16 protein-coding genes, 3 rRNA genes and 1 pseudogene are annotated in these 23104 nt (G+C 59.1%); 5 read left to right on the plus strand and 15 right to left on the minus strand.

Translation table 11 applies throughout. The features are described 5' to 3' along the window. Positions 1-50: 50 nt before the first annotated feature. From ACT7DV_RS04685 to ACT7DV_RS04700, 4 genes are read right to left on the minus strand one after another with little or no spacing between them, the layout of a single operon-like run. Positions 51-368 (minus strand): AzlD domain-containing protein, encoded by a 318-nt coding sequence (locus ACT7DV_RS04685; protein ID WP_444661106.1) that lies wholly within the window; start codon positions 366-368, stop codon positions 51-53. After that, the gene (locus ACT7DV_RS04690; protein WP_444661107.1) at positions 365-1087 is read right to left on the minus strand and encodes an AzlC family ABC transporter permease; all 723 of its coding nucleotides are present in this window, start codon (positions 1085-1087) and stop codon (positions 365-367) included. The genes ACT7DV_RS04685 and ACT7DV_RS04690 overlap by 4 nt, the downstream gene beginning before the upstream one ends. Continuing rightward, complete coding sequence (locus ACT7DV_RS04695) at positions 1077-1763, minus strand: hypothetical protein (protein ID WP_444661108.1); 687 nt, start codon at positions 1761-1763, stop codon at positions 1077-1079. The genes ACT7DV_RS04690 and ACT7DV_RS04695 overlap by 11 nt, the downstream gene beginning before the upstream one ends. A 4-nt stretch (positions 1764-1767) precedes the next feature. Then, positions 1768-2637 (minus strand): glycerophosphodiester phosphodiesterase, encoded by an 870-nt coding sequence (locus ACT7DV_RS04700; RefSeq protein ID WP_444661109.1) that lies wholly within the window; start codon positions 2635-2637, stop codon positions 1768-1770. A 186-nt stretch (positions 2638-2823) separates the two neighbouring features. Here ACT7DV_RS04700 and ACT7DV_RS04705 point away from each other — a divergent pair. Beyond that, positions 2824-3213 (plus strand): annotated as a pseudogene (locus tag ACT7DV_RS04705) (hypothetical protein). Positions 3214-3271: 58 nt separating this feature from the next. Here the strand turns inward: ACT7DV_RS04705 and ACT7DV_RS04710 are convergent. The 11 genes from ACT7DV_RS04710 to ACT7DV_RS04760 all read right to left on the minus strand — a co-directional run bounded on the left by ACT7DV_RS04710 (position 3272) and on the right by ACT7DV_RS04760 (position 19141). After that, entirely contained in the window at positions 3272-3829 is a 558-nt protein-coding gene (locus ACT7DV_RS04710; RefSeq protein WP_444661110.1) for a dihydrofolate reductase family protein, read from the minus strand. 225 nt (positions 3830-4054) lie between these two features. Continuing rightward, positions 4055-4171 (minus strand): 5S ribosomal RNA (rrf, locus tag ACT7DV_RS04715). 164 nt (positions 4172-4335) lie between these two features. Then, positions 4336-7468 (minus strand): 23S ribosomal RNA (locus ACT7DV_RS04720). A gap of 642 nt (positions 7469-8110) precedes the next feature. Beyond that, positions 8111-9636 (minus strand): 16S ribosomal RNA (locus tag ACT7DV_RS04725). The 16S, 23S and 5S rRNA genes sit together here, the layout of an rRNA operon. 626 nt (positions 9637-10262) lie before the next feature. Then, positions 10263-11027, minus strand: a complete 765-nt coding sequence (locus ACT7DV_RS04730; protein WP_444661111.1) for a hypothetical protein — start codon at positions 11025-11027, stop codon at positions 10263-10265. A 256-nt stretch (positions 11028-11283) separates the two neighbouring features. Beyond that, positions 11284-12360 carry a hypothetical protein gene (locus ACT7DV_RS04735; RefSeq protein ID WP_444661112.1) on the minus strand — a complete coding sequence of 359 codons (1077 nt, stop codon included), beginning with the start codon at positions 12358-12360 and terminating at the stop codon, positions 11284-11286. A gap of 41 nt (positions 12361-12401) precedes the next feature. Beyond that, on the minus strand, positions 12402-14054 hold the full coding sequence (locus ACT7DV_RS04740; protein ID WP_444661113.1) for a thiamine pyrophosphate-binding protein: 1653 nt from the start codon (positions 14052-14054) through the stop codon (positions 12402-12404). Between the two features lie 224 nt (positions 14055-14278). Beyond that, the gene (locus ACT7DV_RS04745) at positions 14279-15478 is read right to left on the minus strand and encodes an RtcB family protein (RefSeq protein WP_444661114.1); all 1200 of its coding nucleotides are present in this window, start codon (positions 15476-15478) and stop codon (positions 14279-14281) included. A 620-nt stretch (positions 15479-16098) separates the two neighbouring features. Further along, entirely contained in the window at positions 16099-17094 is a 996-nt protein-coding gene (locus tag ACT7DV_RS04750) for a tripartite tricarboxylate transporter substrate binding protein (protein ID WP_444661115.1), read from the minus strand. 39 nt (positions 17095-17133) lie between these two features. Continuing rightward, positions 17134-18639 carry a tripartite tricarboxylate transporter permease gene (locus ACT7DV_RS04755; protein WP_444661116.1) on the minus strand — a complete coding sequence of 502 codons (1506 nt, stop codon included), beginning with the start codon at positions 18637-18639 and terminating at the stop codon, positions 17134-17136. 1 nt (position 18640) lies between these two features. Continuing rightward, positions 18641-19141 carry a tripartite tricarboxylate transporter TctB family protein gene (locus ACT7DV_RS04760; protein ID WP_444661117.1) on the minus strand — a complete coding sequence of 167 codons (501 nt, stop codon included), beginning with the start codon at positions 19139-19141 and terminating at the stop codon, positions 18641-18643. Positions 19142-19279: 138 nt separating this feature from the next. Between ACT7DV_RS04760 and ACT7DV_RS04765 the strand changes: the two genes are divergently transcribed. From ACT7DV_RS04765 to ACT7DV_RS04780, 4 genes are all read left to right on the plus strand, one after another. Then, positions 19280-20059: an IclR family transcriptional regulator gene (locus ACT7DV_RS04765; RefSeq protein ID WP_444661118.1), complete on the plus strand. Its 780-nt coding sequence runs from the start codon at positions 19280-19282 to the stop codon at positions 20057-20059. A 236-nt stretch (positions 20060-20295) separates the two neighbouring features. Continuing rightward, positions 20296-20919 (plus strand): RraA family protein, encoded by a 624-nt coding sequence (locus tag ACT7DV_RS04770; protein WP_444661119.1) that lies wholly within the window; start codon positions 20296-20298, stop codon positions 20917-20919. A 20-nt stretch (positions 20920-20939) separates the two neighbouring features. Further along, on the plus strand, positions 20940-21716 hold the full coding sequence (locus tag ACT7DV_RS04775) for a DUF1932 domain-containing protein (protein WP_444661120.1): 777 nt from the start codon (positions 20940-20942) through the stop codon (positions 21714-21716). Between the two features lie 33 nt (positions 21717-21749). Further along, the gene (locus ACT7DV_RS04780; RefSeq protein WP_444661121.1) at positions 21750-23087 is read left to right on the plus strand and encodes a TRAP transporter large permease subunit; all 1338 of its coding nucleotides are present in this window, start codon (positions 21750-21752) and stop codon (positions 23085-23087) included. Positions 23088-23104 lie beyond the last annotated feature (17 nt).

The raw sequence follows: 23104 nt of genomic DNA on the forward strand, positions 1-23104 counted from the left end.
ATCTACTTTCCCACCCCGGCCCCGGCTTGTCATCTGTATTGAGCAGGTGCTCAGGCGGCCAGCCCGGTGGCGCGCAGCAGAATCGCGGCCAGCGCCCCAGCCAATACCACCACCAGGTAGGGAGCTTTGAAGAACAGCGCGATCATCGCGGCCGCCAAGGCACCGATGCGTGCATCGATCACCAGCTCCTGGCCGGAAGTGAACGCGTTGACGGTGACCAGGGAGGCCAGCAGCGCTATGGTCAGTGTCGAGGCCACGCGGGTCATGATCGGCGAATCCAGGACCTTGCGCGGCACGAAGTAGCCGCACAGCTTGATGGCATAGGCGGCAAGGCAAGCGCCCAGAACCCACCAGCTCAGTTCGCTCATTTTTGCTCCTCGTCCACGCTGCGCAGCCCGCCATGCTCCGTTGCCGCCGGCGCCTTGCGCACCGTGCATAGGGCATAGATCGCGGCACAGACCGCGGTGATCAAAATGGGCAGGCCAGGGGCGCTGATCGGCACAGCCAGTGCGGTCAGCACCGCGGCGGCCACGGCGATGAGCACCGGCTGCATGGATTTCAGCCGCGGCCACAACAGGCCGACAAAGGCCGCGACCGCAGCACCGTCAAGACCCCAGGCTGCCGGATCCCCCATCTGCTCGCCGAGCAGGGCGCCGGCCAGCGTGAACAGGTTCCACAGCACGTAGACCCCTGCGCCCGCGGTCAAGAATCCCCGGCGTTTTTCACCGATCTGGGCCTGCCCCAGGCTCACGGCCGTTGATTCATCGATGGTCACCTGGGCCATCCACGGCACCTGCTTGCCCAGCGGCCGCAAGGCCTGCTTGATCTGCATTCCGTAGACGGCGTTGCGCACGCCCAGCAGCGTGGCAGCAGAAAATGCGGCCGAGGCCGCGCCGCCGCCGGAGATCACTCCGATGAAGGCGAACTGCGACCCGCCGGTGAACATCAAGGCGCTCAATGCCACCGTCTGCCACAGGTCCAGGCCCGCGGCGATGGACAGGGCGCCAAAGGAAATTCCGTACAACCCGGTGGCGATCGAGATGGACAGGCCCATTTTTGTCGCCGGGGTCAAGAATCTAGCCACCATGGCTGGCCTCGTAGCGCACCTTGCAGACTCCGCGCTTGACCTTGGCCTCAAGAATAGTGAACCCGCTGAGCTGATCGACGTTGCCCACGTGGGTGCCGCCGCAGGGTTCGGCGTTGATCCCGGCGATGGTGACGGTGCGATGCCCGTCGGCGTCCATGGCGCTGCTGATTGCTCCGCCCTGGGCTACCAGCTGCTCAACCCGCTGCTGCAGCCATTGCCTGGCGGCTGCGCGTTGCGCCTCGTCAGCCAGCGGCATGTCGATGCTGTCCGGGTCGAAGTCCAGGCGCGCCTGTCCCGGGAAGTGCGAGTGGCCCCGGTGCTGCCAGCCGCGCTGTTCGCCGGCGAATCCCAGCACGTGCCCGGCGGTGTGCAAGGCTGCGTGCTTGAGGCGCAGTTCGCGGTCGATCGCCGTGTGCACCACGGCGCCGGCGTCCTTGGCTTCTGCGCCGCGCAGGATCACCAGCCCTTCCTCATTGCGTTGCACGGTGACCTGCTGCCCGTCAACCGTGCCCGAGTCCTCGGGCTGCCCGCCTCCGCGCGGATGGAAAATATTGGGGCTCACCGCCACCCAGCGGCCCTCTTCATCATTGCCGGTGGCGATGACGGTTGCCACGGTGCTGAAAACATAGGTGTCCTGCAGATACAGGTTGACCTGGTCGATAGTATTGCCGCTCATGTTCCTAGTGCTGTTCCAATTCCCTGCGTAGTTCCACCGGTCGGTTGCTGGTCAGCTCCCCGACTCCGAGCCCAATCAAATACTGCGCGTCGGCCGGACGGTCCACAGTCCAGATCCGAGCCTGCCGCCCTTCATCCAGCCAGCGGCGCACGATCACCTCATTGGCCCGCGTCCAGGCGACTCCGGAACCGATAATGCCGGCCCCGCCGGCGTTGATCAGCTCGATGCCCTCGGCCACCGAGCGGTAGAGCACCGAGTACACCCCGGCCCGCCCGACCTGGCCGGAATCCAGGAGCTCCTGGATGTACTCGGGGTTCACCTCGGTCATCAGCTGGCACAGCAGGCTGGAATCCACCGTGCGTCCCAGGTAGCGCAGCGAGTCCGGCTCAAAGCTCATCAGGGTCACCGCGATCTGCCCCCGGCTGCCGGCCTTCCCGGTCCCGGGATCAAAGCCATGGGTTTCGAGCACCTGCAGCACCCGGTCTTCGAGCAAGTGCCCGTAGGGGCTGGGGTGCTTGATTTCCACGGCCAGTCCCACCGGCGTGCCACGCTCCTCGATCAGCTCCATCAGTTCGCCCAGGCTCAGCAACTGCTCATTTTCAGTGCCGTACTCTGCCGGCACCTCCGCGGGCACGACCCCGGTGAAGTCCATGGCCTTGAGCTGCTCGAGGGTGAAGGCGGAAACCAGGCCCGAGGCGTCGGAGGTGCGATCCACGGTGGGGTCATGGTGGCACACCACTTCCCCGTCCATGCTCAAATGGACATCGCACTCTATTCCGTCCGCGCCCTCGTCAATGGCCTGCAGGTAGGCGGCCCGGGTATTCTCCGAGTATTTGTGCGAACTGCCGCGGTGGGCGAAAAAGAGCGTATCCATGGTTCCTACGCTACGCGATATCGGCCCTAATTCCAGCCTTCGGTCGCATCGCGCAGCTTCGCGTAGCTGGCATAGATTTCCGGCCGGGGCCGGGCCTGGTAGCGGGTTGGCTCGGCGATATCCCAGACCGGCGTGGATCTGGATGCGTACCAGCACAAGCTCATCGAGCGCTACGGCAATGAATATGTGGCCGACACCGTGGCACGGCTGTGCGCTGATTCCTCGGGCCGCATCGCTAAGTAGCTCATGACCGTGGTCCGCGAGAATCTCGCCGCCGATCGGGACGTCACCCTATCGGCCGCCATCGTGACCAGCTGGGCACGTCATGACGCGGGCACCGATGAATCCGGCGAAGCAATCGCCATCGTCGACAGGCTGGCCGAAGAAGTGCATGCTGCCGCGTCCAATCACGGCGACGACCCGTTGGCCTTCCTGCGCCAGCGCGACCTTTTCGGGGACGTGGTTGATGATGAGCGTTTCACCAACCCGTACCTGAGGACGCTAGCTTCCCTGCGTGAGCACGGATCCCTTGCGAACCTGGCTGAGCTCATGGGCCAGCAGGCCGCCGCCCGCTAAACAAGAACCCACGCCAAAGCCGGCCTGCTTGTGAACTAATTGCACGAGCGGGCCGGCTCTATTGCGCGCGGCGATAGTGGGCGGCAATAACCCCGTTGCTTAGGCTCATTGTTTCGCGTAGCGCCAGTCGGCGCGAAGTCGGCAACCCCGCCTCGTACAGCCGCGGTCCATGCCCGGCAATGATGGGGTGAACCAGAAAGCGGTACTCGTCGATCAGTCCCAGCTGGTCCAATGCTGTTGCCAGCTTGCCGCTGCCCAAAAGCACGCCGTCCGGCACACGCCCTATCAGCGCTTGAACCGACGTGCGCAGGTCGCCAATGAGATGGTGGCTGTTATTCCACGGAAAGTCGGCCCGCTGAGTGGAAACCACATATTTGGACTTGTCCTGCAGTTTCAATGCCCAATCGCGCAGCGCCTGGGGCGCCTCGACTTCTCCGCTGGCCACAAGCGGCCAGTACTCTTCCATCATTTCGTAGGTAGTCCGGCCCCACAGCATTGCTCCATGCTGGTCCATCAAGCCGGTGAAGTACTCGTGAGTCTCATCGTCAGCGATCCCCACTCTATGATCAATACAGCCATCAAGGGTGACATTGATAGCGAAGGTTAGATGCCCCATCTGCGGATTCTCCTCGGTCAACGACCAGTGCGTGGGTCGACTCTAGAGCCGCCACGACTCGAGCGTCAAGGGACACCCCGCTAGTTATTGCTCCCTTAAACAGGAAAAAAGGGGGGCCAGGCACCACCCCGAACCCCCACCAAACGCCAACCTGTTTTGCTGGTTAAACAAGTTTGGGCCCCGACACACGATCGTGTCAGGGCCCAAACCATATATTCAAGTTAAGTCCGGCGGTGACCTACTCTCCCACACCCTCACGAGTGCAGTACCATCGGCGCAATGGGCCTTAGCTTCCGGGTTCGGTATGGGACCGGGCGTTTCCCCCACGCTATGACCGCCGTAACAATCACGAAGCACACAAACCAATCCCTGGTCGTGTTTCCAGTGCCAGGGCCAAAGCCCTGCACCTGCAAAAAGTTTCATGGTTTCAGAGGTTGTTGTCTCGTAACCGCATAGTGAACGCGAGCAGCATTGAAAACTTCATTAGTTCAATATTGCATTATTGTGTGTTGAAAGTCATCGGCCTATTAGTACAGGTCAGCTACACAAGTCTTCAGTCCTTGCTTCCACATCCTGCCTATCAACCCAGTGGTCTAGCTGGGGGCCTCACACACTCAAGGTGCATGGAAATCTCATCTCGAAGCAGGCTTCCCGCTTAGATGCTTTCAGCGGTTATCCCTTCCCAACGTAGCTAATCAGCGATGCACTTGGCAGTACAACTGACACACCAGAGGTTAGTCCGTCCCGGTCCTCTCGTACTAAGGACAGCCCTTCTCAAATTTCCAACGCGCGCAGCGGATAGGGACCGAACTGTCTCACGACGTTCTAAACCCAGCTCGCGTACCGCTTTAATGGGCGAACAGCCCAACCCTTGGGACCTACTCCAGCCCCAGGATGCGACGAGCCGACATCGAGGTGCCAAACCATGCCGTCGATATGGACTCTTGGGCAAGATCAGCCTGTTATCCCCGAGGTACCTTTTATCCGTTGAGCGACGGCCCTTCCACGAGGTGCCGCCGGATCACTAGTCCCGACTTTCGTCCCTGCTCGAGCTGTCACTCTCACAGTCAAGCTCCCTTGTGCACTTACACTCGACACCTGATTGCCAACCAGGCTGAGGGAACCTTTGGGCGCCTCCGTTACATTTTAGGAGGCAACCGCCCCAGTTAAACTACCCATCAGGCACTGTCCCTGAACCAGATCATGGTCCGAAGTTAGGTGACCGATACAGCCAGAGTGGTATTTCAACGATGACTCCACCTGAACTAGCGTCCAAGCTTCACAGTCTCCCACCTATCCTACACAAGCTGCACCGAACACCAATACCAAACTATAGTAAAGGTCTCGGGGTCTTTCCGTCCTGCTGCGCGTAACGAGCATCTTTACTCGTACTGCAATTTCGCCGAGTTCATGGTTGAGACAGCGGGGAAGTCGTTACTCCATTCGTGCAGGTCGGAACTTACCCGACAAGGAATTTCGCTACCTTAGGATGGTTATAGTTACCACCGCCGTTTACTGGGGCTTAAATTCTCAGCTTCGCCTCACGGCTAACCAGTCCTCTTAACCTTCCAGCACCGGGCAGGAGTCAGTCCGTATACATCGTCTTGCGACTTCGCACGGACCTGTGTTTTTAGTAAACAGTCGCTTCCCCCTGGTCTCTGCGGCCCACACCCGCATCAGAGGAGCAAGTCCTCATCACGGGGCAGGCCCCCCTTCTTCCGAAGTTACGGGGGCATTTTGCCGAGTTCCTTAACCATGATTCTCTCGATCGCCTTAGTATTCTCTACCTGATCACCTGTGTCGGTTTGGGGTACGGGCGGACTGGGACCTCGCGCCGATGCTTTTCTAGGCAGCATAGGATCACCGAATCACCCGCCAAAGCGGGCGCCTATCAGGTCTCAGAATCAATGAGCGGCGGATTTGCCAACCACTCTTCCTACACCCTTGGACCAGGTCAATTCCATTGCCTGGCTCGGCTACCTTCCTGCGTCACACCTGTTAATACGCTGACCTCACTGCATCGGTTCCCACCACATCACACAACCAGCAACCCGAAGGCCGCAACAGCCATGATCCATCATGGTTAGCATCCACAGCTCAGTATGGGCGGTCCTTCGCCGGTACGGGAATATCAACCCGTTATCCATCGACTACGCCTGTCGGCCTCGCCTTAGGCCCCGACTAACCCAGGGCAGATTAGCTTAACCCTGGAACCCTTGATCATTCGGCGGACGGGTTTCTCACCCGTCATTCGCTACTCATGCCTGCATTCTCACTCGTATAGCGTCCACCGCTGGTTTCCACCGCGACTTCACCCGCTATACGACGCTCCCCTACCCATCCAAACACCCAATCGAAACCAGGTTAATATTTGAATGACGCAACTTCGGCGGTGTGCTTGAGCCCCGCTACATTATCGGCGCGGAATCACTTGACCAGTGAGCTATTACGCACTCTTTCAAGGGTGGCTGCTTCTAAGCCAACCTCCTGGTTGTCACAGCAACTCCACATCCTTTCCCACTTAGCACACGCTTAGGGGCCTTAGTTGGCGTTCTGGGCTGTTTCCCTCTCGACTATGAAGCTTATCCCCCACAGTCTCACTGCTGCGCTCTCACTTACCGGCATTCGGAGTTTGGCTAAGGTCAGTAACCTTGTAGGGCCCATCGCCTATCCAGTAGCTCTACCTCCAGCAAGAAACACGCAACGCTGCACCTAAATGCATTTCGGGGAGAACCAGCTATCACGAAGTTTGATTGGCCTTTCACCCCTACCCACAGCTCATCCCCTCCATTTTCAACTGAAGTGGGTTCGGTCCTCCACACGCTCTTACACGCGCTTCAACCTGGCCATGGGTAGATCACTTCGCTTCGGGTCTAGACCGTGCCACTCAAACGCCCTATTCAGACTCGCTTTCGCTACGGCTACCCCACACGGGTTAACCTCGCGACACAGCACTAACTCGCAGGCTCATTCTTCAAAAGGCACGCCATCACCCAGGAACAAGTCCCAGGCTCTAACGGATTGTAAGCGCACGGTTTCAGGTACTATTTCACTCCCCTCCCGGGGTACTTTTCACCATTCCCTCACGGTACTGATTCACTATCGGTCATCAAGTAGTATTCAGGCTTACCAGGTGGTCCTGGCAGATTCACACAAGGTTTCACGGGCCCCGTGCTACTCGGGTATCAACACTAGAACGGCAGACACGCATTACACCTACGGGACTATCACCCTCTATGGTCCGGCATTCCAACCGATTCACCTATACGCCTGCACCTCATCCCACCAGCAAGATAGCACTGGTACATGTTGACCCCACAACCCCGACGATGCAACGCCTATCCGCTATCACACACCAACCGGTTTAGCCCCATCCGCGTTCGCTCGCCACTACTAACGGAATCACTATTGTTTTCTCTTCCTGCGGGTACTGAGATGTTTCACTTCCCCGCGTTCCCTCCACACAGCCTATACATTCAGCTGCAGGTCACACCACATAACATGGTGCGGGGTTCCCCCATTCGGAAATCCTGGTATCAACGTCCGGTTATCGACTCCACCAGGCTTATCGCAGATTCCCACGTCCTTCATCGGCTCTTGATGCCAAGGCATCCACCGTGCGCCCTTAAAAACTTCAACACAAAACAAAGTTCTCAGAATTGAGCAATAAAACAATCTAACAAAATCACGCAGACAAGACTCAAACACCCAAGAATCCAAGGAAAAGGACCCCAGAGCTCATCTCATCTGCAAGATGCTCGCGTTCACTATACAGTTCCCAAACAACAACCCCGCACCCCCGCAAACACACCCGCAGCAACAACCCGCAACCCCCACCCCAAAGGATGAAAACCACAAACCATCACCGCCCAGGCACGCCCACGGCAAACACAGGACAAACACCGAAACACCAAGAACCCCTCAAAACCCCAGCCAACAACCACCACCAACCCCCAACACGCACCAAAGCGCATCAAAAGCCAGCAGCCAATCATCAACCAGGCAAGGAGGCTTGTTGCCTCAAAACCCAACAGCATGCCAAACCATACAAGCCGCACAACACCACCACCATCTTTCCAGCACCCCAAAGGATGCGTACTCGACAACGGCAACGCCGCACAGCCACAGCCAGTACCCCGCCCGCACCACACAACCCCACAAAGGGCCGATCAGGCACACGCGCTTTCCAGTACTGAGTTCATTGATATTCCACCCATGAGCAACCCACCCGGACAACACTCGTGTCCAGCATGGGCAACCAAAAAATGGTTAGCTCCTTAGAAAGGAGGTGATCCAGCCGCACCTTCCGGTACGGCTACCTTGTTACGACTTAGTCCCAATCGCCAGTCCCACCTTCGACGACTCCCCCCACACAAGGTGGTTAGGCCATCGGCTTCGGGTGTTACCAACTTTCGTGACTTGACGGGCGGTGTGTACAAGGCCCGGGAACGTATTCACCGCAGCGTTGCTGATCTGCGATTACTAGCGACTCCGACTTCATGGGGTCGAGTTGCAGACCCCAATCCGAACTGAGACCGGCTTTTAGGGATTAGCTCCACCTCACAGTATCGCAACCCATTGTACCGGCCATTGTAGCATGCGTGAAGCCCAAGACATAAGGGGCATGATGATTTGACGTCATCCCCACCTTCCTCCGAGTTGACCCCGGCAGTCTCCCATGAGTCCCCACCACTACGTGCTGGCAACATGGAACGAGGGTTGCGCTCGTTGCGGGACTTAACCCAACATCTCACGACACGAGCTGACGACAACCATGCACCACCTGTGAACCAGCCCCGAAGGGAAACCCCATCTCTGGAGCGGTCTGGCACATGTCAAGCCTTGGTAAGGTTCTTCGCGTTGCATCGAATTAATCCGCATGCTCCGCCGCTTGTGCGGGCCCCCGTCAATTCCTTTGAGTTTTAGCCTTGCGGCCGTACTCCCCAGGCGGGGCACTTAATGCGTTAGCTACGGCGCGGAAAACGTGGAATGTCCCCCACACCTAGTGCCCAACGTTTACGGCATGGACTACCAGGGTATCTAATCCTGTTCGCTCCCCATGCTTTCGCTCCTCAGCGTCAGTAAATGCCCAGAGACCTGCCTTCGCCATCGGTGTTCCTCCTGATATCTGCGCATTTCACCGCTACACCAGGAATTCCAGTCTCCCCTACATCACTCTAGTCTGCCCGTACCCACCGCAGATCCGAGGTTGAGCCTCGGACTTTCACGGCAGACGCGACAAACCGCCTACGAGCTCTTTACGCCCAATAAATCCGGATAACGCTTGCGCCCTACGTATTACCGCGGCTGCTGGCACGTAGTTAGCCGGCGCTTCTTCTGCAGGTACCGTCACTTTCGCTTCTTCCCTACTGAAAGAGGTTTACAACCCGAAGGCCGTCATCCCTCACGCGGCGTCGCTGCATCAGGCTTCCGCCCATTGTGCAATATTCCCCACTGCTGCCTCCCGTAGGAGTCTGGGCCGTGTCTCAGTCCCAGTGTGGCCGGTCACCCTCTCAGGCCGGCTACCCGTCGTCGCCTTGGTGAGCCATTACCTCACCAACAAGCTGATAGGCCGCGAGTCCATCCCCCACCGATAAATCTTTCAACAAACCACCATGCGGTGAAAAGTCATATCCGGTATTAGACCCAGTTTCCCGGGCTTATCCCAAAGTCGGGGGCAGGTTACTCACGTGTTACTCACCCGTTCGCCACTAATCCACCCAGCAAGCTGGGCTTCATCGTTCGACTTGCATGTGTTAAGCACGCCGCCAGCGTTCATCCTGAGCCAGGATCAAACTCTCCATAAAAAACAAAAAGCCACCGAAACCCCTCGGAAAATAAGGGAGAATCAATGAAAAAATCCTGGCGAATAAAAAACACTCAAGAACACTGCACGGGGGTGCAATGCCTCAAGCAAATGTTATGTATTCACCAAATAAAAATATTCGGTATCAACAAACTTGGCACACTATTGAGTTCTCAAACAACAAACACTTACCGGTTCTCCACAACCCGTCAATTCGGGCCATGATTTCGTCCAGCGTTATATTCAAATCTTATCACCGTGAATTTCTGAAAGTCAAATCAATTGTTTGTGATTTGAAAAAGTATTCACGATTCCCATTTATCAATGAATTCCGACAGTGACCTGTGCGAAATCCGTTGATTTTCTGGGGTTTTGCCTCCGTTTTGCATCCGGTTATTTCTTCCGTTTTGCTCTCGGCGACAAGGAAAAACTATACACAGGTTTTGGGGGTGGTGCAAATCGGGTGGGTGGTTTGCGGCGGTGACCGTGGACACTTAATCGATTGCATGCGTCCATATCCCCGGATTGACGCGGTTTAAACCGAAGAAAACGCCCCGTAAAACAGCTAAAGCTGTATTACGGGGCGTTCCGTCGACGTCCTCAGAGACGCCAAACGCGGTTAGCCATCTAGTCCTCTACGATTTCGGATTCCAAAATCCGCGGATCATCCAGCGGCAGAGCACTGGGCACCACCGTCGGGATGCCGTCGAAAGCCTCCTTGGCATTCTCGATCACTCGCTTGGCCATGTATCGGTTGCCTGCTCCACCGATCACCGCACCGACGCCGAAGGGAACCAGGCGTCCCACAACGCTAGCCGCCTGCGTGCCGATGATCTTGTGCAAGAACTTCTTCTGCAAGGTGCGCTGCACGCTCGAGTAGAAGCTGGTGCTCTTATTCGCGCCGAAAGCCTGGGCCCAGCCCTTAACAGGTCCACCGCCACGGCCGGCCGCCTGCGACGTAAGTCCAGCAATCATGGAACTGCCTTCCTCGCCCATCAAGATTCCCATGACCAAAACGCGCGAATGATCAGGATTCTCGATGGCGATGCCATGCAGTTCCGCCAGGCTCTGGGCGTAGAGGGCCGAAGCCTCCAGGAAGCCCAGGGTAGCGGCGACCGAAAGGCCTAAAGCGACACCGGTGCCAACAGCCGGCACCGCCGCGGTGCCGCCAACTGCCGCTCCGGATCCGGTGACAATACGAAGGTAATCCCGTTCAACGATAGCGGCCAGCTCGGGGGTATCGGCTTGGGGATTCTTCTTGCGAAGACGATTAATATACGCGAGCACCAGAGGCCGTTGCACTCCGATGCCCTTCAAGATGGCCTGCTGCACGCTGGAGCGCGGCTTGCCATCTTTGCCAATGAAAGTCATCGAGATTGGATCGTTTTTCATGATGCCCCCAGCTTATCTGCATGACCCTGAGAGTTGCCTTGGGACTGCCGGGTCTTGCGCGGTTCTTCTGACAATGATTGGAACGTGTGGCATCTGCGTGCATCGACTGCCCTGCACAAACCATCAGACCAGCGGGCTGTTGCCTGCAGAACGAGTCCAGCTTCGATGCCTTGCAGGCAACAGCAGGCAGGGTCGATCGCCCTGCGCGAACGGATCCACCTGGCTGCAGTCCTGGCCCTGGGCAGCCATGCCGAGCCTAGAACTCGATGTCGGTCCAGATCAGGGATCCGGGTTCCTCGACGTCATTTGGCACCGCTTCTTCAAGCAGGGGTTCACGCTGCTCGATGCGCCCCTGGCCCGTAACCTCCCATGAGGAATCCGGGACCAGGTAGCTACCTGCATCGTTCAGGGCATCTTCGCGAGCTAATCCCTGGAGGAACGGTTCCAGCCGATCCGCGGAAGAATCCTGGAGATCCAAGGCGCCAACTACGACGAACTTCTCAGCGCCCAGGCCTTCGGCGTGGCCGTCGCTGTCGGTGTGGACGTAGTCCTTGCCGGCCACGTAGTCCGAAATGACCTTCAGTTCATCACTGTGCCGAGCTTGGGAGAATTCTCGATTCCGGCCTTTGGGCTCGGTCTGGGTCGCGACAACATGGACCTGCTGGCCGCGATAGTCAATCGGGATATCCCAGAGGCCGGTGCTCATCACCGGGATGGAGGCTGCCAGCACGCCGGACAAGCCGCTGTGGTGCAGCTGGTCGTTCTCGACTTCCTGCCACTTGAGCTTCGAAACGGCGGTGATCTTTCCTTCGTCCACCGGGTACTTGGAGAGCACTACTATCGAGCCCTGCTCTTCGAAGGCCCCCTGCCCCCAGGCGTCTTCGGCACTGCCGATCACGCCGTCTGCGTTCAAGTCGGCACCGCTCTGCAATCCCTTGGAGCCAACCGCCAGATAGGAATACGGGTAGTCGACATCCGTGCGATCGTCCGCGATGTTGTTCAGGTATAGATTCTTGAAGGTGTCGACGGCGCCTTGCTCGGCATCCATATTGGTCAGCACAACCACGTCGGCATCGGCGGCGGAAAGGCTGTCGGCCACCTGGGCCGCCTGCGAATTGGTTCCGCCCATGAGCTTCTCTTCCAACCCGTCGGCGGTATCGCCTGTGAGGTTGGCCTGGATGGTGGCCACCCGCAGGGAGGATCCGGAAAACAGCTGGGTCGGCTCGTCGGCCTGGTTGCCAAAACTAGTTGGTACAGCAAAGGCGGCAGTCGCCGGGAGGAGGCAAAGCGCTCCCAGGCTCAGGCTGGCTGTTCCTACTAAGATCTTGCGCACGAGTCAACCCTACGCCGTACCCAAGCTGTTTTTCCAGCGTCTTAATCGGATTGTAATGCCAGTGCCGCGGCGGCTTTCTTGTTGGCCGCGAGCACCTCTTCCATATAGGGGGCGCGAACTCGCGCGGAAATGCGGGCATCGACCAGGCATACGCCACGCGCGCCATCGGCCACCCATTGCCTGACCCCGGCCAGATCCGCGAGCTCCTCTACCCGCACCCCGGTCGCGCCCATGGACCGGGCGATGCCGGCAAAATCGACGGTCGGGATCAGCATCGGGTCTTCATGCAGGCCGATCGAGCCGTACTGGTGAACCTCGGCACCGTAGGCAGAGTCGTTGTAGATCACGATCACCCCGCTGTCGATGGTGCGGATAATGGATTCGAGATCGGCAAGGCCCATCAGGAACCCGCCGTCACCGGCGGCCAGGACAACCGTGCGTCCTTCGGCCGCGGCGCCGGCACCCACCATTGAAGCGATTCCCAGGCCAATGGACTGGTAGGCGGTGCCGACGCAGGCCAGCGAACGCGCGCCGGTGGTTGACCAGTACATCGGGCCCCAGCCGATGAAATGCCCGCCATCTTGGACCAGGACTCGATCGGCCGGCAAGATCTTCTCCAGCTCGCTGGCTACACGGCGCGGATCCAGCAACCCGTCTTCGGCCTTTTCATCGCCAGCCGGGCGGCTGCGCAAATCGCTCAGATCAAGGCCCGAGCACCAGCTGCTTTCGGCAAGCTGGACTGCATCCAGCAAATCCCGGGCAGCGCTCTGGGCATCAGCGGTGGCAAAGCAGTCCACGCGGGAATTGGTGGCAGCTGGCCCAAGATCGATCTGGATCAGCGTCGCCGACTCATTAATCAGCTCGCCGAAGCGCGTGGTGAATTGGTTCAGGGAAGCGCCCAGGACCAGCACGGTATCCGCCTGGGCGATGATGCCCGCATTGGACTCGGTGGAGAAACCTCCGGTGATGCCCAAGTCGAATTCGTAGTCCAGCAGGTCGCGTGCCAGCAGCGTGCCCGAGGTGGTGGCGTCCAGCTTCTGCGCCAGTTCCTTGAGTTGCTCGGCGGCATCAATGGCACCGCGGCCATAGAGAATATGGGTGCGCTTTGAGGCATTCAGCTTCGTTGCGATCTGCTGCAGCGCAGCAGGCTCAAGACGCGGCTTCGGCGGCAGGCAAGCCAGCGAGGCGAAATCGGGAAGTTCTTCCCCCGCGCATTCGGCGGCTGCCAGGTCATAGGGAATGGCGAGGACCACCGGGGCCTGTTCGCGCAGCGCATGCGCGGCGGCCTGCAGCGCGGTGCTCCCCGGAGTTTGCCGGTCCACGACATAGCGGGGTGCTCGCACTCCAGCGTCGATGGCCGCCTGGTCCACGTCCCAGCCGCGCAATCCGGTGCTGGGTGCATCACCGGTGACAAATAGCAATGGGGTTCGGGCCGCTGCGGCTTCAGCCAGTGCGGTCACGGCGTTGGTGTAGCCGGCACCGTAGGTGGTGGTGGCGATGGCCAGCTGATTCGAAATCCGGAAATACGCGTCGGCGGCCGAAACAGCTGCGGATTCATGGCGCACTGCGGTGTAGTCGAAGCCCGCGCGAATGGCGGCATCAAGGAAGTGGGCGTTGCCATTTCCCATCAATCCGAAGATCTGCGGGGCAACTGGTTTCAGGGCATGGGCAATGGCTGCGGAAACGCTAGACATTATGGACTCTTTTCAAGAAATGATGCTGAAGAAAATTCCATATATGTCTGCCGTTACCAGTTGCTTGACGGCAACGGGTATCGCCCCTTTTGAGAGCGCCGGAAACCACAAGGCTGTGGCTCCTGACTCAATGATGATAGGGCAATGGGACCGTTTTGCGCTAGATGGTGCGCGGCGTCGGCTTTCCCCGCATGCTGCGGTTCCAGCCAACGCCGCTACCCGTCCTATCCCTTGACGCACAGGATGATGCGCAGGTGGCCGACGACTTCCACGAGATCCTTCTGTGCTTCAATCACCTGGTGGATGTCCTTGTAGGCCGCGGGGATCTCATCCACGACCCCGGCATCCTTGCGGCACTCGATGCCCAGCGTCTGCTGGGCGAGGTCATCCGCCGAGTACAACTTCTTCGCCCGGGTGCGGCTCATCCTGCGACCGGCACCGTGGGAGGCCGAGAAGTACGATCCTGGGTTGCCGCGCCCACGCACGACATAGGATCCGGTGCCCATGGATCCCGGTATCAGGGCGAGATCGCCGGCACCGGCGCGGATGGCGCCCTTGCGGGTCACCAGCAGCGCCTGCCCATCGATCATCTCCTCGTTCACGTAGTTGTGGTGGACGTTGATCGGCGCATCAAACCGGACGTCAAGGGTTTCGAAGTGCCGGACTACGGCCTCCTTGAACAGCGCGAGCATCAGGGCCCTCGACGCGGCCGCGTACTCCTGCGCCCACCACAGATCGTGCTTATAGGCATCCATCTGCGGTGTGCCCTCGATAAAGACCGCCAGTTCCTTGTCGACCAAGCCCTGGTTGTGCCCCAGCGACTTCGCGATGCCGATGTGCCTGTCAGCCAGGGTCTTGCCGATATTGCGCGAACCGGAATGCAGGGTAATCCACACCCGATCATCCTGATCGAGGCACAGCTCCAGGAAGTGGTTGCCGCCTCCCAAGGTCCCCAACTGACCGATGGCCTTGCTCTTGAGCTTCTGCACCTTCCCATCCAGGGTTTCGAACCTGCTGAAGAGCTGATCCACCCCTGGTTCCAGGCCGAAACGGCGCAACAGGGGCAGCTCGTCGTGAGCATGGAATCCCACGGGGATCGCCGCTTCAATACTGGCCCGCAGCAGCTCCAAGCCAGCTAGCTGGCCTGCACGGATGCTGGTGCGCACGGCGGCGACGCCGCAACCGATGTCAACGCCCACCGCTGAAGGCGAGACGGCCTGGTTCATGGCGATGACGCTGCCGATCGTCGCCCCCTTGCCGACATGGACGTCGGGCATCACTCGTACACCATGGACCCATGGCAGCTGAGCCACGCGGCGCAGCTGCTCAAGTGCTTCGTGTTCCACTTCGGCTTCTGCGGCCCACATTTTTACGCGGTCATTGCTGCCGGTCAGCGCTACGGGGAACGCTGCTGGACGATTCATTATTCTTCCTTCTGCTAGGAACTTAAAGCGGATAAATTTTTCGCCTATTTCAATTTTCGGGCACGACAATTAAACCCATGCAAAACAATTGAATGGAAAATAGAAAAGGAGCCAATGAACTTAGTTCATCGACTCCCAAGGGAATTGCTGACCGCGCCTCCAGCTTTCACCCAACTGGGCGGCAACTGGCACTAAAATATTAGATCTGGCAGGTCAAAGCGTGATTCATTCACCATTTCCGGCGAGTAAGAGTCGATGCGCACGTGGCTTCAGAAACCCGAACTGATGAGGTTGGCGGGGTTCACCTGTGCCGCTAAACAAGTCCTGGAAGCTGACGGCTTGCAGCTGATACTGCTCACGTTGAGCATTATTATTCAACATCGCCATCCTCCTTCAAGATTTCAGCGGTCGACAATTACTCTATTTACGATAATGGACTTTTCGCAGAATATCCACTCGAAACCACAACATTCTTTAATGAATACTGTTTCCGGCGCATCTATTATCGGTGCTGGACCAGAGCCAAGCACTCAATGCCAAAGGACCTTGAACAGCAGTTGGCACTCCTGTTCAAGGTCCTTGAATAGATGGCGGAGCGTCCCTCGTTGCGCTCGCGCGCTCTACTTCGCCTGGACCAGAGGCAGAACTGCCTTGTAGTCGGCTTCCTGCTTGGCCCAGAACTCGCCGTACTCCGCGGAATCCTGATAGCTGGTAGTTAGCCCCAGATTGTCCATCTTCGAAACCACGGACTCATCTTCGATAGCAGCCTGCAATGCAGATTCCAATTTCTTGGCCACTTCTTCAGGCAGTCCTGCTGGCGAGGCATAACCGCGGGCGGTTGCGGCCACCACGTCGTATCCTTCTTCAGCGAAGGTTGGCACATCCGGCAAGACATCAGTGCGTTCCGATTCCATCACGCCGAGCACCTTCGCCTTGCCCTGCTTTTGAAGATCAATCACCTCGCTGACATTTCCAACCAGTACGTCAACGTGCTTGCCCAAGAAAGCGGTAGAGGCCTGCGAGGCTCCCTCCGAGAAATGCACCGGGCTCAGTTCAGCGCCAGTGGCCTCGTTGATCTGCGCGATGGCAAAGTGCTCGCCGCCCATTTGCCCTGTTGTCGTGGCGTTGATGGTCCCTGGCTTGGCCTTGCTGTCCTCGAGCAGGTCTTTGAGGTTCTTGTATTCGCTGTCGGGCTGGACCGCAATCACCATTGGATCAACAACCTGGCGTGCCAGAGGCTGCAGATCTTCTCGTGTGAACGCCGCTCCTCGGGCCTCGTCCAAGGGGATGACCACAATCGACGGTGAACCCACAGCGCCAATGGTGTAGCCATCGGGTTTGGCGTTGGCCAGCGAGGTATAGCCGATCTGCCCGCCAGCACCGGGCTTGTTGACCACTTCAACGTTGGTTCCCAGCTCCTTTTCCAGCACTGGCTGGATCAATCGGGCCGCGGTGTCTACGGGACCGCCGGGAGAAAATGCCACCAGCAGTTCGACGGGTTTACCATTTTTCGGAAAGTCCGCTCCGGCATTAGAGGCGGTTCCGCCGTTAGCCGAGCAACCAGCAGCGGCCAGAGCGAGAGCACCTGCAGCGACGGCGGTGATGATGCGTTTCATGGTGAGTTCCTTTTTGGGTTCGGTTCTTATTGCAAGTGTCTAGCTTTCGGGATCTTCGGCCGCCAGCGCCGCTGGCTTGCGCAATTTCAGCAGGGGGCTGCAGACAATCACCAAGGCGATGAGCAAAAGCACAATGGTGATGGGGCGGTCGAAGAAGATAGAGAAGCTACCGTGCGAAATATCCAGGGATTCACGCAGCGAGCGTTCCATCAGCGGGCCCAGAACCAGGGTCAGGACCATAGGCGCCAGAGGAATGTCCAGGCGGCGCAGGCCGAGGCCGACCAGGCCGAAGATGATCATGACGAAGACATCAAAGACCGAGAAATTAATGGTGTAGGCGCCAACAACCATGAACATCAAGATCAGGCCGGCGAGGATTGGGTACGGCACTTTCAGGATCGATGTCCACAGGCCGACCAACGGGACATTTAGCACGAGCAGGAGCACGTTGCCTATGAACAAGCTGGCGATGATCGTCCACGCTAGCGTGCTGTGCTCGGCGAACAGCGTCGGACCTGGGGTAAGTCCTTGCTGCAAGAAAGCGCCCATGAGTACTGCAATGGTCGGCGAGGCTGGGATTCCCAAGGTGAAAAGCGGGATCAATGCGCCATTTGCGTGCGCATTATTCGCAGTCTCCGGTCCGGCAACGCCTTCGATGGCTCCATGGCCCAGTTCATTGCGTTGCTTGGAGAATTTCTTTTCCGCGCCGTAGGAAAGCAGCGAGGACACCGATCCGGTCATACCGGGGATCAGCCCCATGGCAAATCCAATGCCGGTACCTCGGGCGAAGGCCGGGGTGCTGCGTTTCCAGTCGGTTCGAGTCGGAAGCAGTGCCCGCATTCCTGGCGCCTGTGCCACCGCCTGGTTCTTCCCCGGGCGGTAGGACAAGATTTCCGACAGACCGAAAATGCCGACGATGACGGCAACGAATGAGACGCCGTCGAGCAATCGTTCCATGCCGAAGGTGAAGCGTGGCGCCCCCATGACCGGATCGATACCGACCATTGAAATCAATAGGCCCAGGGCACCAGAAATCAGCGCCCTGACCATCGAGCGTCCAGCCAAGGCGACGAGCAGGGAAATACCGACGACCACGAGAGCGAAGAATTCTGGCGGCCCAATGAGCAAGCCCAGACTGCCCAGCGGCTTGGCAGCCATGACCAGGCCGACGGTGGCGATGGTTCCCCCGATGAACGAGCCCACCGCGGCAATGGTCAGCGCTACGCCCGCCCGCCCGACTTTGGTCATTTGATAACCATCGATGGCGGTAATGGCCGAGGCTGCCTCGCCGGGCGTATTGAGCAGGACACTGGTGATGGTTCCGCCATAGGTTGTGCCATAAAAAATTGCGCACAGCATGATGATGGATCCGGCAGGATCAAGATTCAGGGTGAGCGGAATCAGCAAGGCGATACCGGCGACGGGCCCAATGCCAGGCAGGACGCCAATGACGGTGCCCAGCAGGCAGCCGACGAAAGCGAAGAGGAGGTTTTGCCACGTCATTGCCTCGGCAAAACCCATCATGAGTTCATTGAGAACATCCATATCAAAGTCCAATCATGCTCAACGGCGGCACCGTTGCCACCGGGAGTGAGATGTGCAGGACGGTCGTGAACAGGTAAAACACACCGACGCTCCCGCAAAGAGAAATAACTACGGCCCGCACCCACTTGATCCGGGCCCGGAAGCCGAGGTGATACATCAGGAAGGCAAATACGCTCAGCTGGAATCCGAGGAATGGCAGGGCCGCTGCCAGAATCACCATGCTGAGAATGACGGCCGCTATTTGAGCCCGGTCGAACGACTCGCCGGCGGCTTCTCCTGTCGGCCTTGCGCGTTCCTGCAGAAACCACAGGACGACGAGAACCATCAGGAAAATGCCAAGCACCGCGGGAAAGAAACCGGCTCCCGGGCCCAGGTCGCTCCAGAGCCCGAGGCCCAGTGAGCCCAGCAGCGCATACAGGCCGACGAGCGCGATGACTGCTTGGCCAATGAGGATTGGCCATCGTCCAGCTGGACTCTGCCTCCCTGTTGCATCATTCGACACAGCATTCTCCAATTGCATAGTTTGTTCGTAAATTTCATACAGTAAAATTATCTAGCGTTCCATGAAATGGTGACATGGGGCACAGGCCATCGTCAAGCAAGTGCATCAAATTACAAATTAATTGCATAGAATGAAATCATGGCGGCAGATAAAGAGAAGTCCGAGACACCTAACGGCATGAGGTCACTGACCCGGGCTATTGCCGTATTCGAGCAGATCCAACGCTATGAGCATCCGCGGCGCCTGAGCACCATCGCTGCCGACATGGGCATGAGTTCGCCGACAACACTTCGCATCTTGCGAGTGCTCCAAGAAGCAGGCCTTGTCAGCCAGACCGACAAGAGCTATCGCCTGGGCCCAGCGGTGCTGCCCGCAGCCCGCGTCTTTCTGGAAAACGACCCCTTGCCTCGAGTGGCCCAGCCGATCCTCCAGCAGCTTTCCCAGGCGACGAAGCTGACGGCTTCGCTGTATACCCGGCTAGGCAGCGAGCGAGTTTTGGTGGAACGCGTCGTGGGCGAAAGCTCGCTGGGCTACAACCTCCCGCAGGGCCGCCGCCTGCCCTTGACTGCCGGCGCAGCCGGACGCATCTTCCTGCTCGGCATGGACGACGATGAGCTGGCGCAGATTGCCGAATCATCCCGGCGCTTGCATTACGAAAACGAAGACTTCGACCTCGAATCCATCAAGATCCGCGCGCCCAAGGCGGATGCCAGCTACGCTATCTCCGAGGATGAGCGCGCCCTTGGCATTATTTCGATTGCCGCCGCTATCCCATCGCGCCAAGGACCGCCGACCGAGGCGCTCTCGCTCACTGGCCCCATCCATACGGTCACCCGCGAAGCCCTGGAAACCAGGGCTCCCGAACTCCTCCACGCCGCTCGCCGCTTGTCCGAACTCCTGGCGAGCAGCGTCTACTAAGGCCATGGCCATCCCATCCCGGGCGCGTGGACCACGCGCCTAAATTCGCGCGCCCTGAATTACTGCCGCCGCTGGCATTCCTGCGCGAACGCACTCCCGCGCCTTGACACTGTGATGCATCCCATGCCATGATTCCGTACATCATCAATAAATTGCGTAGTGTGAAACTATAGAACATCTGATGAAATTTATTTCAGTTGTTTCACGCTCGCCCCGGGACTTGGGATAGGTGCACCATGAACCAACCGACGCAGTCTCTTCTCGTCGACCAATCCGTCATCGATCGACTCGCTGCGCTGCCTGCTGCCAATATCGGCGACGCCATGCAACGGCTGGGCATCGCTTCAGCAGACATCCAGGCAGTGTGGGAGGGCGCCAAAATTTCCGGTCCTGCCTACACCGTCTGGGTGGCGCCCGGCGACAATGCCGGAATCCACGAAGCACTCAAGCATGTCCAGCCCGGACAGGTCATCGTTGTCAACGGCGGAGGCTACACCGATCGCGCACTGCTCGGAGAGCTCATCGGCGAGCGCGCCATATCCAAAGGTGTCGCCGGATTCGCCGTCGACGGGGCGATTCGTGATGCCGTGGATCTGGGCGAAATCAATCTTCCGGTATTTGCCCGGGCCACCAGCCCCGCCGGGCCCTACAAAAATGGCCCCTTCGAAGTCAACGGAACCATCGCCTTTGGCGGTGTTGCGGTATCGCCCGGAGACATCGTCGTCGGGGACTCTGACGGATTGGTGATCATCCCGGCAGAACGTGCCGAAGACATCGCCACCGCCGCAGAAGCCGTGAATCTCGATGAATCCCAGCGCCGCGCGGCCATTCTTGCTGACCGCAATATCTCCCTTTCCTGATTGTCGAAGGTTATAAGACTATGAAATGTGCACTCATCGGACTAGGCGAGGTCGGACAGATCTATGCCGCCGCGCTGCTTGACGCGGGACACCAGATCACCGGCTACGATCCGTTCATCAGCCACGCCCCGCAGGGCGCGCTTCTAGCGCAGTCGGCAGCAGAGGCAGCCAAGGACGCCGACATGGTTCTGGTCCTGACCGGCGCCGGCGCCGCACCGAAGGTAGCCCGGGAATGCTTGCCCGTGATGAAGCCGGGCTCCGGCTACGCAGACCTCACCAGTTCATCCCCCAAGACCATGGAAGAACTGGGGTCCACTTCGGGCCAGGTCAATTTCATCGATGTCGCGATTCTCGGGCCAGTTATTGCTCAAGGGGCGAAAACTCCATTGATGGCCAGCGGCCAGGGCGCAGCATCCTTTGCCGACTTGCTCGCAACTGCGGGGGCACCGGTTGAAGTCGTGGAGGGTGGCCCAGGCAGCGCCATGGCCCATAAGCTGCTGCGCAGCGTCTTCACCAAGGGCCTTGCCTCCGTGGTGATTGAAGCTGTTCGAGCCGGTGCCGCTGCAGGGCTTGAACCATGGATCCGGGCAGAAATCTCCAAAATGCTGGCAGGCGACGGGCAGGCAACTATCGACCGCTTCCTGACCGGCACCGCCAAGCATGCAGTGCGCCGCGCAGCAGAGATGCGCTCCACCAGCGGGTACTTGGAAGACTTGGGCGTGCCCCGCGAAATGACCAACGCCTCAGCCAGCGCCATGGAGCGCATGGCTCTCGATAATAAGATGGCAGCTGGCTAGCAGCGGCGCTGGCACGCTCGGGAAGGAAACAGCATGATTGGCATCTGGGCGCTGGGCGTCTACCTCGCGGTCATCATCATTTGGACGGTGCTGATGCGCCGCAACGTCGGCGAAGCGATGATACTCGGCTTCATCGTGGCCGCAGCGTTCAGCGGCAGCCAGGTCCTGTCCGTTGGCTGGGCCGCGCTCTATGACGCGCTCACCGACGAAATCGTCTATGCAACGGTGATTTTCGTGTTCATGGGCTACCTGCTGGAACGAGCCGGGGTGATGGAGCGCATGATCAACCTGCTGGACTCCTTGATCGGCGGCAGCAAGGGCGGAGCCGCCTATGTGTCCACGGTGTCCTCGGCAGGCTTGGGTAGCATCGTGCATAATCAGGCAGCCATCGCTGCGACGGTCGGATCAATTACCATCCCGTGGATGGAGCGCTCGAAGATCGACCGTCCCACGGCTGCCACCATCGTGGCCGGCAACGCAGGCATGGGAATCACCTTTCCGTTCAGCGCCTCAATGTTCGTTCTGGTTGGCTCTTCCACGGTTGGCCCGTTGCTCTCGGCCAATGAACTACTGGTCCCCTTGATTTTCGGCGGGCTTTGGTGCGTAGCGCATCGAATGGTGGTGACCTATATCCTGGTTCGCCGCAGTGGCGCGCAAGCCACGCCAAAGGAACACCGGCAGCAATTGTCGGTGGCATTCCGGCAGGGCTGGAGCACCCTCCTGCTCTTTGTCGGTGTTGCCATTCCGATGATCATCACCAGCGGTGCCATCGCCGAGGCTCTGAGCAACTACACCCAAACCAGCGTGGCCAAGGCGATCAGCCCGATCTTCTGGATCCCCATCGCGTTGATCGCCATGGGCCTGCTGCTGGGATGCCGGCAATTGCCGCGCAGCCTCAAGGCCTGGTCATCCATGCTTGAGGACTCCATCCCCCGCTTTGGCATTGTCGGCGTCACCGTGCTCTTCGCCTTCGCCGGGGCCAATGCGCTGGCCAGCACCGGACTGCCCGAGCAGCTGACCGCGGTGCTGAACCAGCTGTCTCTGCCGGTGTGGCTGCTCGCACTGGTGATCGGGCTGATTGTCATTGCCGTGGCGGCTCCGCTCTCCTCAACGGCGACCATGGCTGCCGTGGGCACCGTGGGAGTGGCCGCCCTGGTGGCCGCCGGAGTTCCGGCGCCGACGGCCGCCGTTGCCGTACTGGTATTCTCCTCGTGCGAGGCGGCTGTTCCCCCGGGCGGAGCGCCACTGTATGTTGCCTGCGGCATCGCCGGAGTCAACCCGTACAACACCTTCCGCCGGATGATGCTGTTCTACGCGCTGCCGCTGTTGGCCATTGGCGTGTTGATCGCGTCCGGGATCTTGCCGGTCTAGCTATACAAGGAGCCAAA

Origin of the sequence: Glutamicibacter sp. TV12E (assembly GCF_052441935.1) — a bacterium.
Lineage (GTDB): Bacteria > Actinomycetota > Actinomycetes > Actinomycetales > Micrococcaceae > Glutamicibacter.

What these genes read in the sequence shown, in the direction of transcription:
- ACT7DV_RS04775 (WP_444661120.1), top strand. Translation starts at nt 20,940, where the DNA reads ATGAAATGTGCACTCATCGGACTAGGCGAGGTCGGACAGATCTATGCC.
- ACT7DV_RS04700 (WP_444661109.1), bottom strand. Translation starts at nt 2,637, where the DNA reads ATGGATACGCTCTTTTTCGCCCACCGCGGCAGTTCGCACAAATACTCG.
- ACT7DV_RS04730 (WP_444661111.1), bottom strand. Translation starts at nt 11,027, where the DNA reads ATGAAAAACGATCCAATCTCGATGACTTTCATTGGCAAAGATGGCAAG.
- ACT7DV_RS04770 (WP_444661119.1), top strand. Translation starts at nt 20,296, where the DNA reads ATGAACCAACCGACGCAGTCTCTTCTCGTCGACCAATCCGTCATCGAT.
- ACT7DV_RS04685 (WP_444661106.1), bottom strand. Translation starts at nt 368, where the DNA reads ATGAGCGAACTGAGCTGGTGGGTTCTGGGCGCTTGCCTTGCCGCCTAT.
- ACT7DV_RS04710 (WP_444661110.1), bottom strand. Translation starts at nt 3,829, where the DNA reads ATGGGGCATCTAACCTTCGCTATCAATGTCACCCTTGATGGCTGTATT.
- ACT7DV_RS04745 (WP_444661114.1), bottom strand. Translation starts at nt 15,478, where the DNA reads ATGAATCGTCCAGCAGCGTTCCCCGTAGCGCTGACCGGCAGCAATGAC.
- ACT7DV_RS04750 (WP_444661115.1), bottom strand. Translation starts at nt 17,094, where the DNA reads ATGAAACGCATCATCACCGCCGTCGCTGCAGGTGCTCTCGCTCTGGCC.
- ACT7DV_RS04740 (WP_444661113.1), bottom strand. Translation starts at nt 14,054, where the DNA reads ATGTCTAGCGTTTCCGCAGCCATTGCCCATGCCCTGAAACCAGTTGCC.
- ACT7DV_RS04695 (WP_444661108.1), bottom strand. Translation starts at nt 1,763, where the DNA reads ATGAGCGGCAATACTATCGACCAGGTCAACCTGTATCTGCAGGACACC.
- ACT7DV_RS04765 (WP_444661118.1), top strand. Translation starts at nt 19,280, where the DNA reads ATGGCGGCAGATAAAGAGAAGTCCGAGACACCTAACGGCATGAGGTCA.
- ACT7DV_RS04780 (WP_444661121.1), top strand. Translation starts at nt 21,750, where the DNA reads ATGATTGGCATCTGGGCGCTGGGCGTCTACCTCGCGGTCATCATCATT.
- ACT7DV_RS04755 (WP_444661116.1), bottom strand. Translation starts at nt 18,639, where the DNA reads ATGGATGTTCTCAATGAACTCATGATGGGTTTTGCCGAGGCAATGACG.
- ACT7DV_RS04690 (WP_444661107.1), bottom strand. Translation starts at nt 1,087, where the DNA reads ATGGTGGCTAGATTCTTGACCCCGGCGACAAAAATGGGCCTGTCCATC.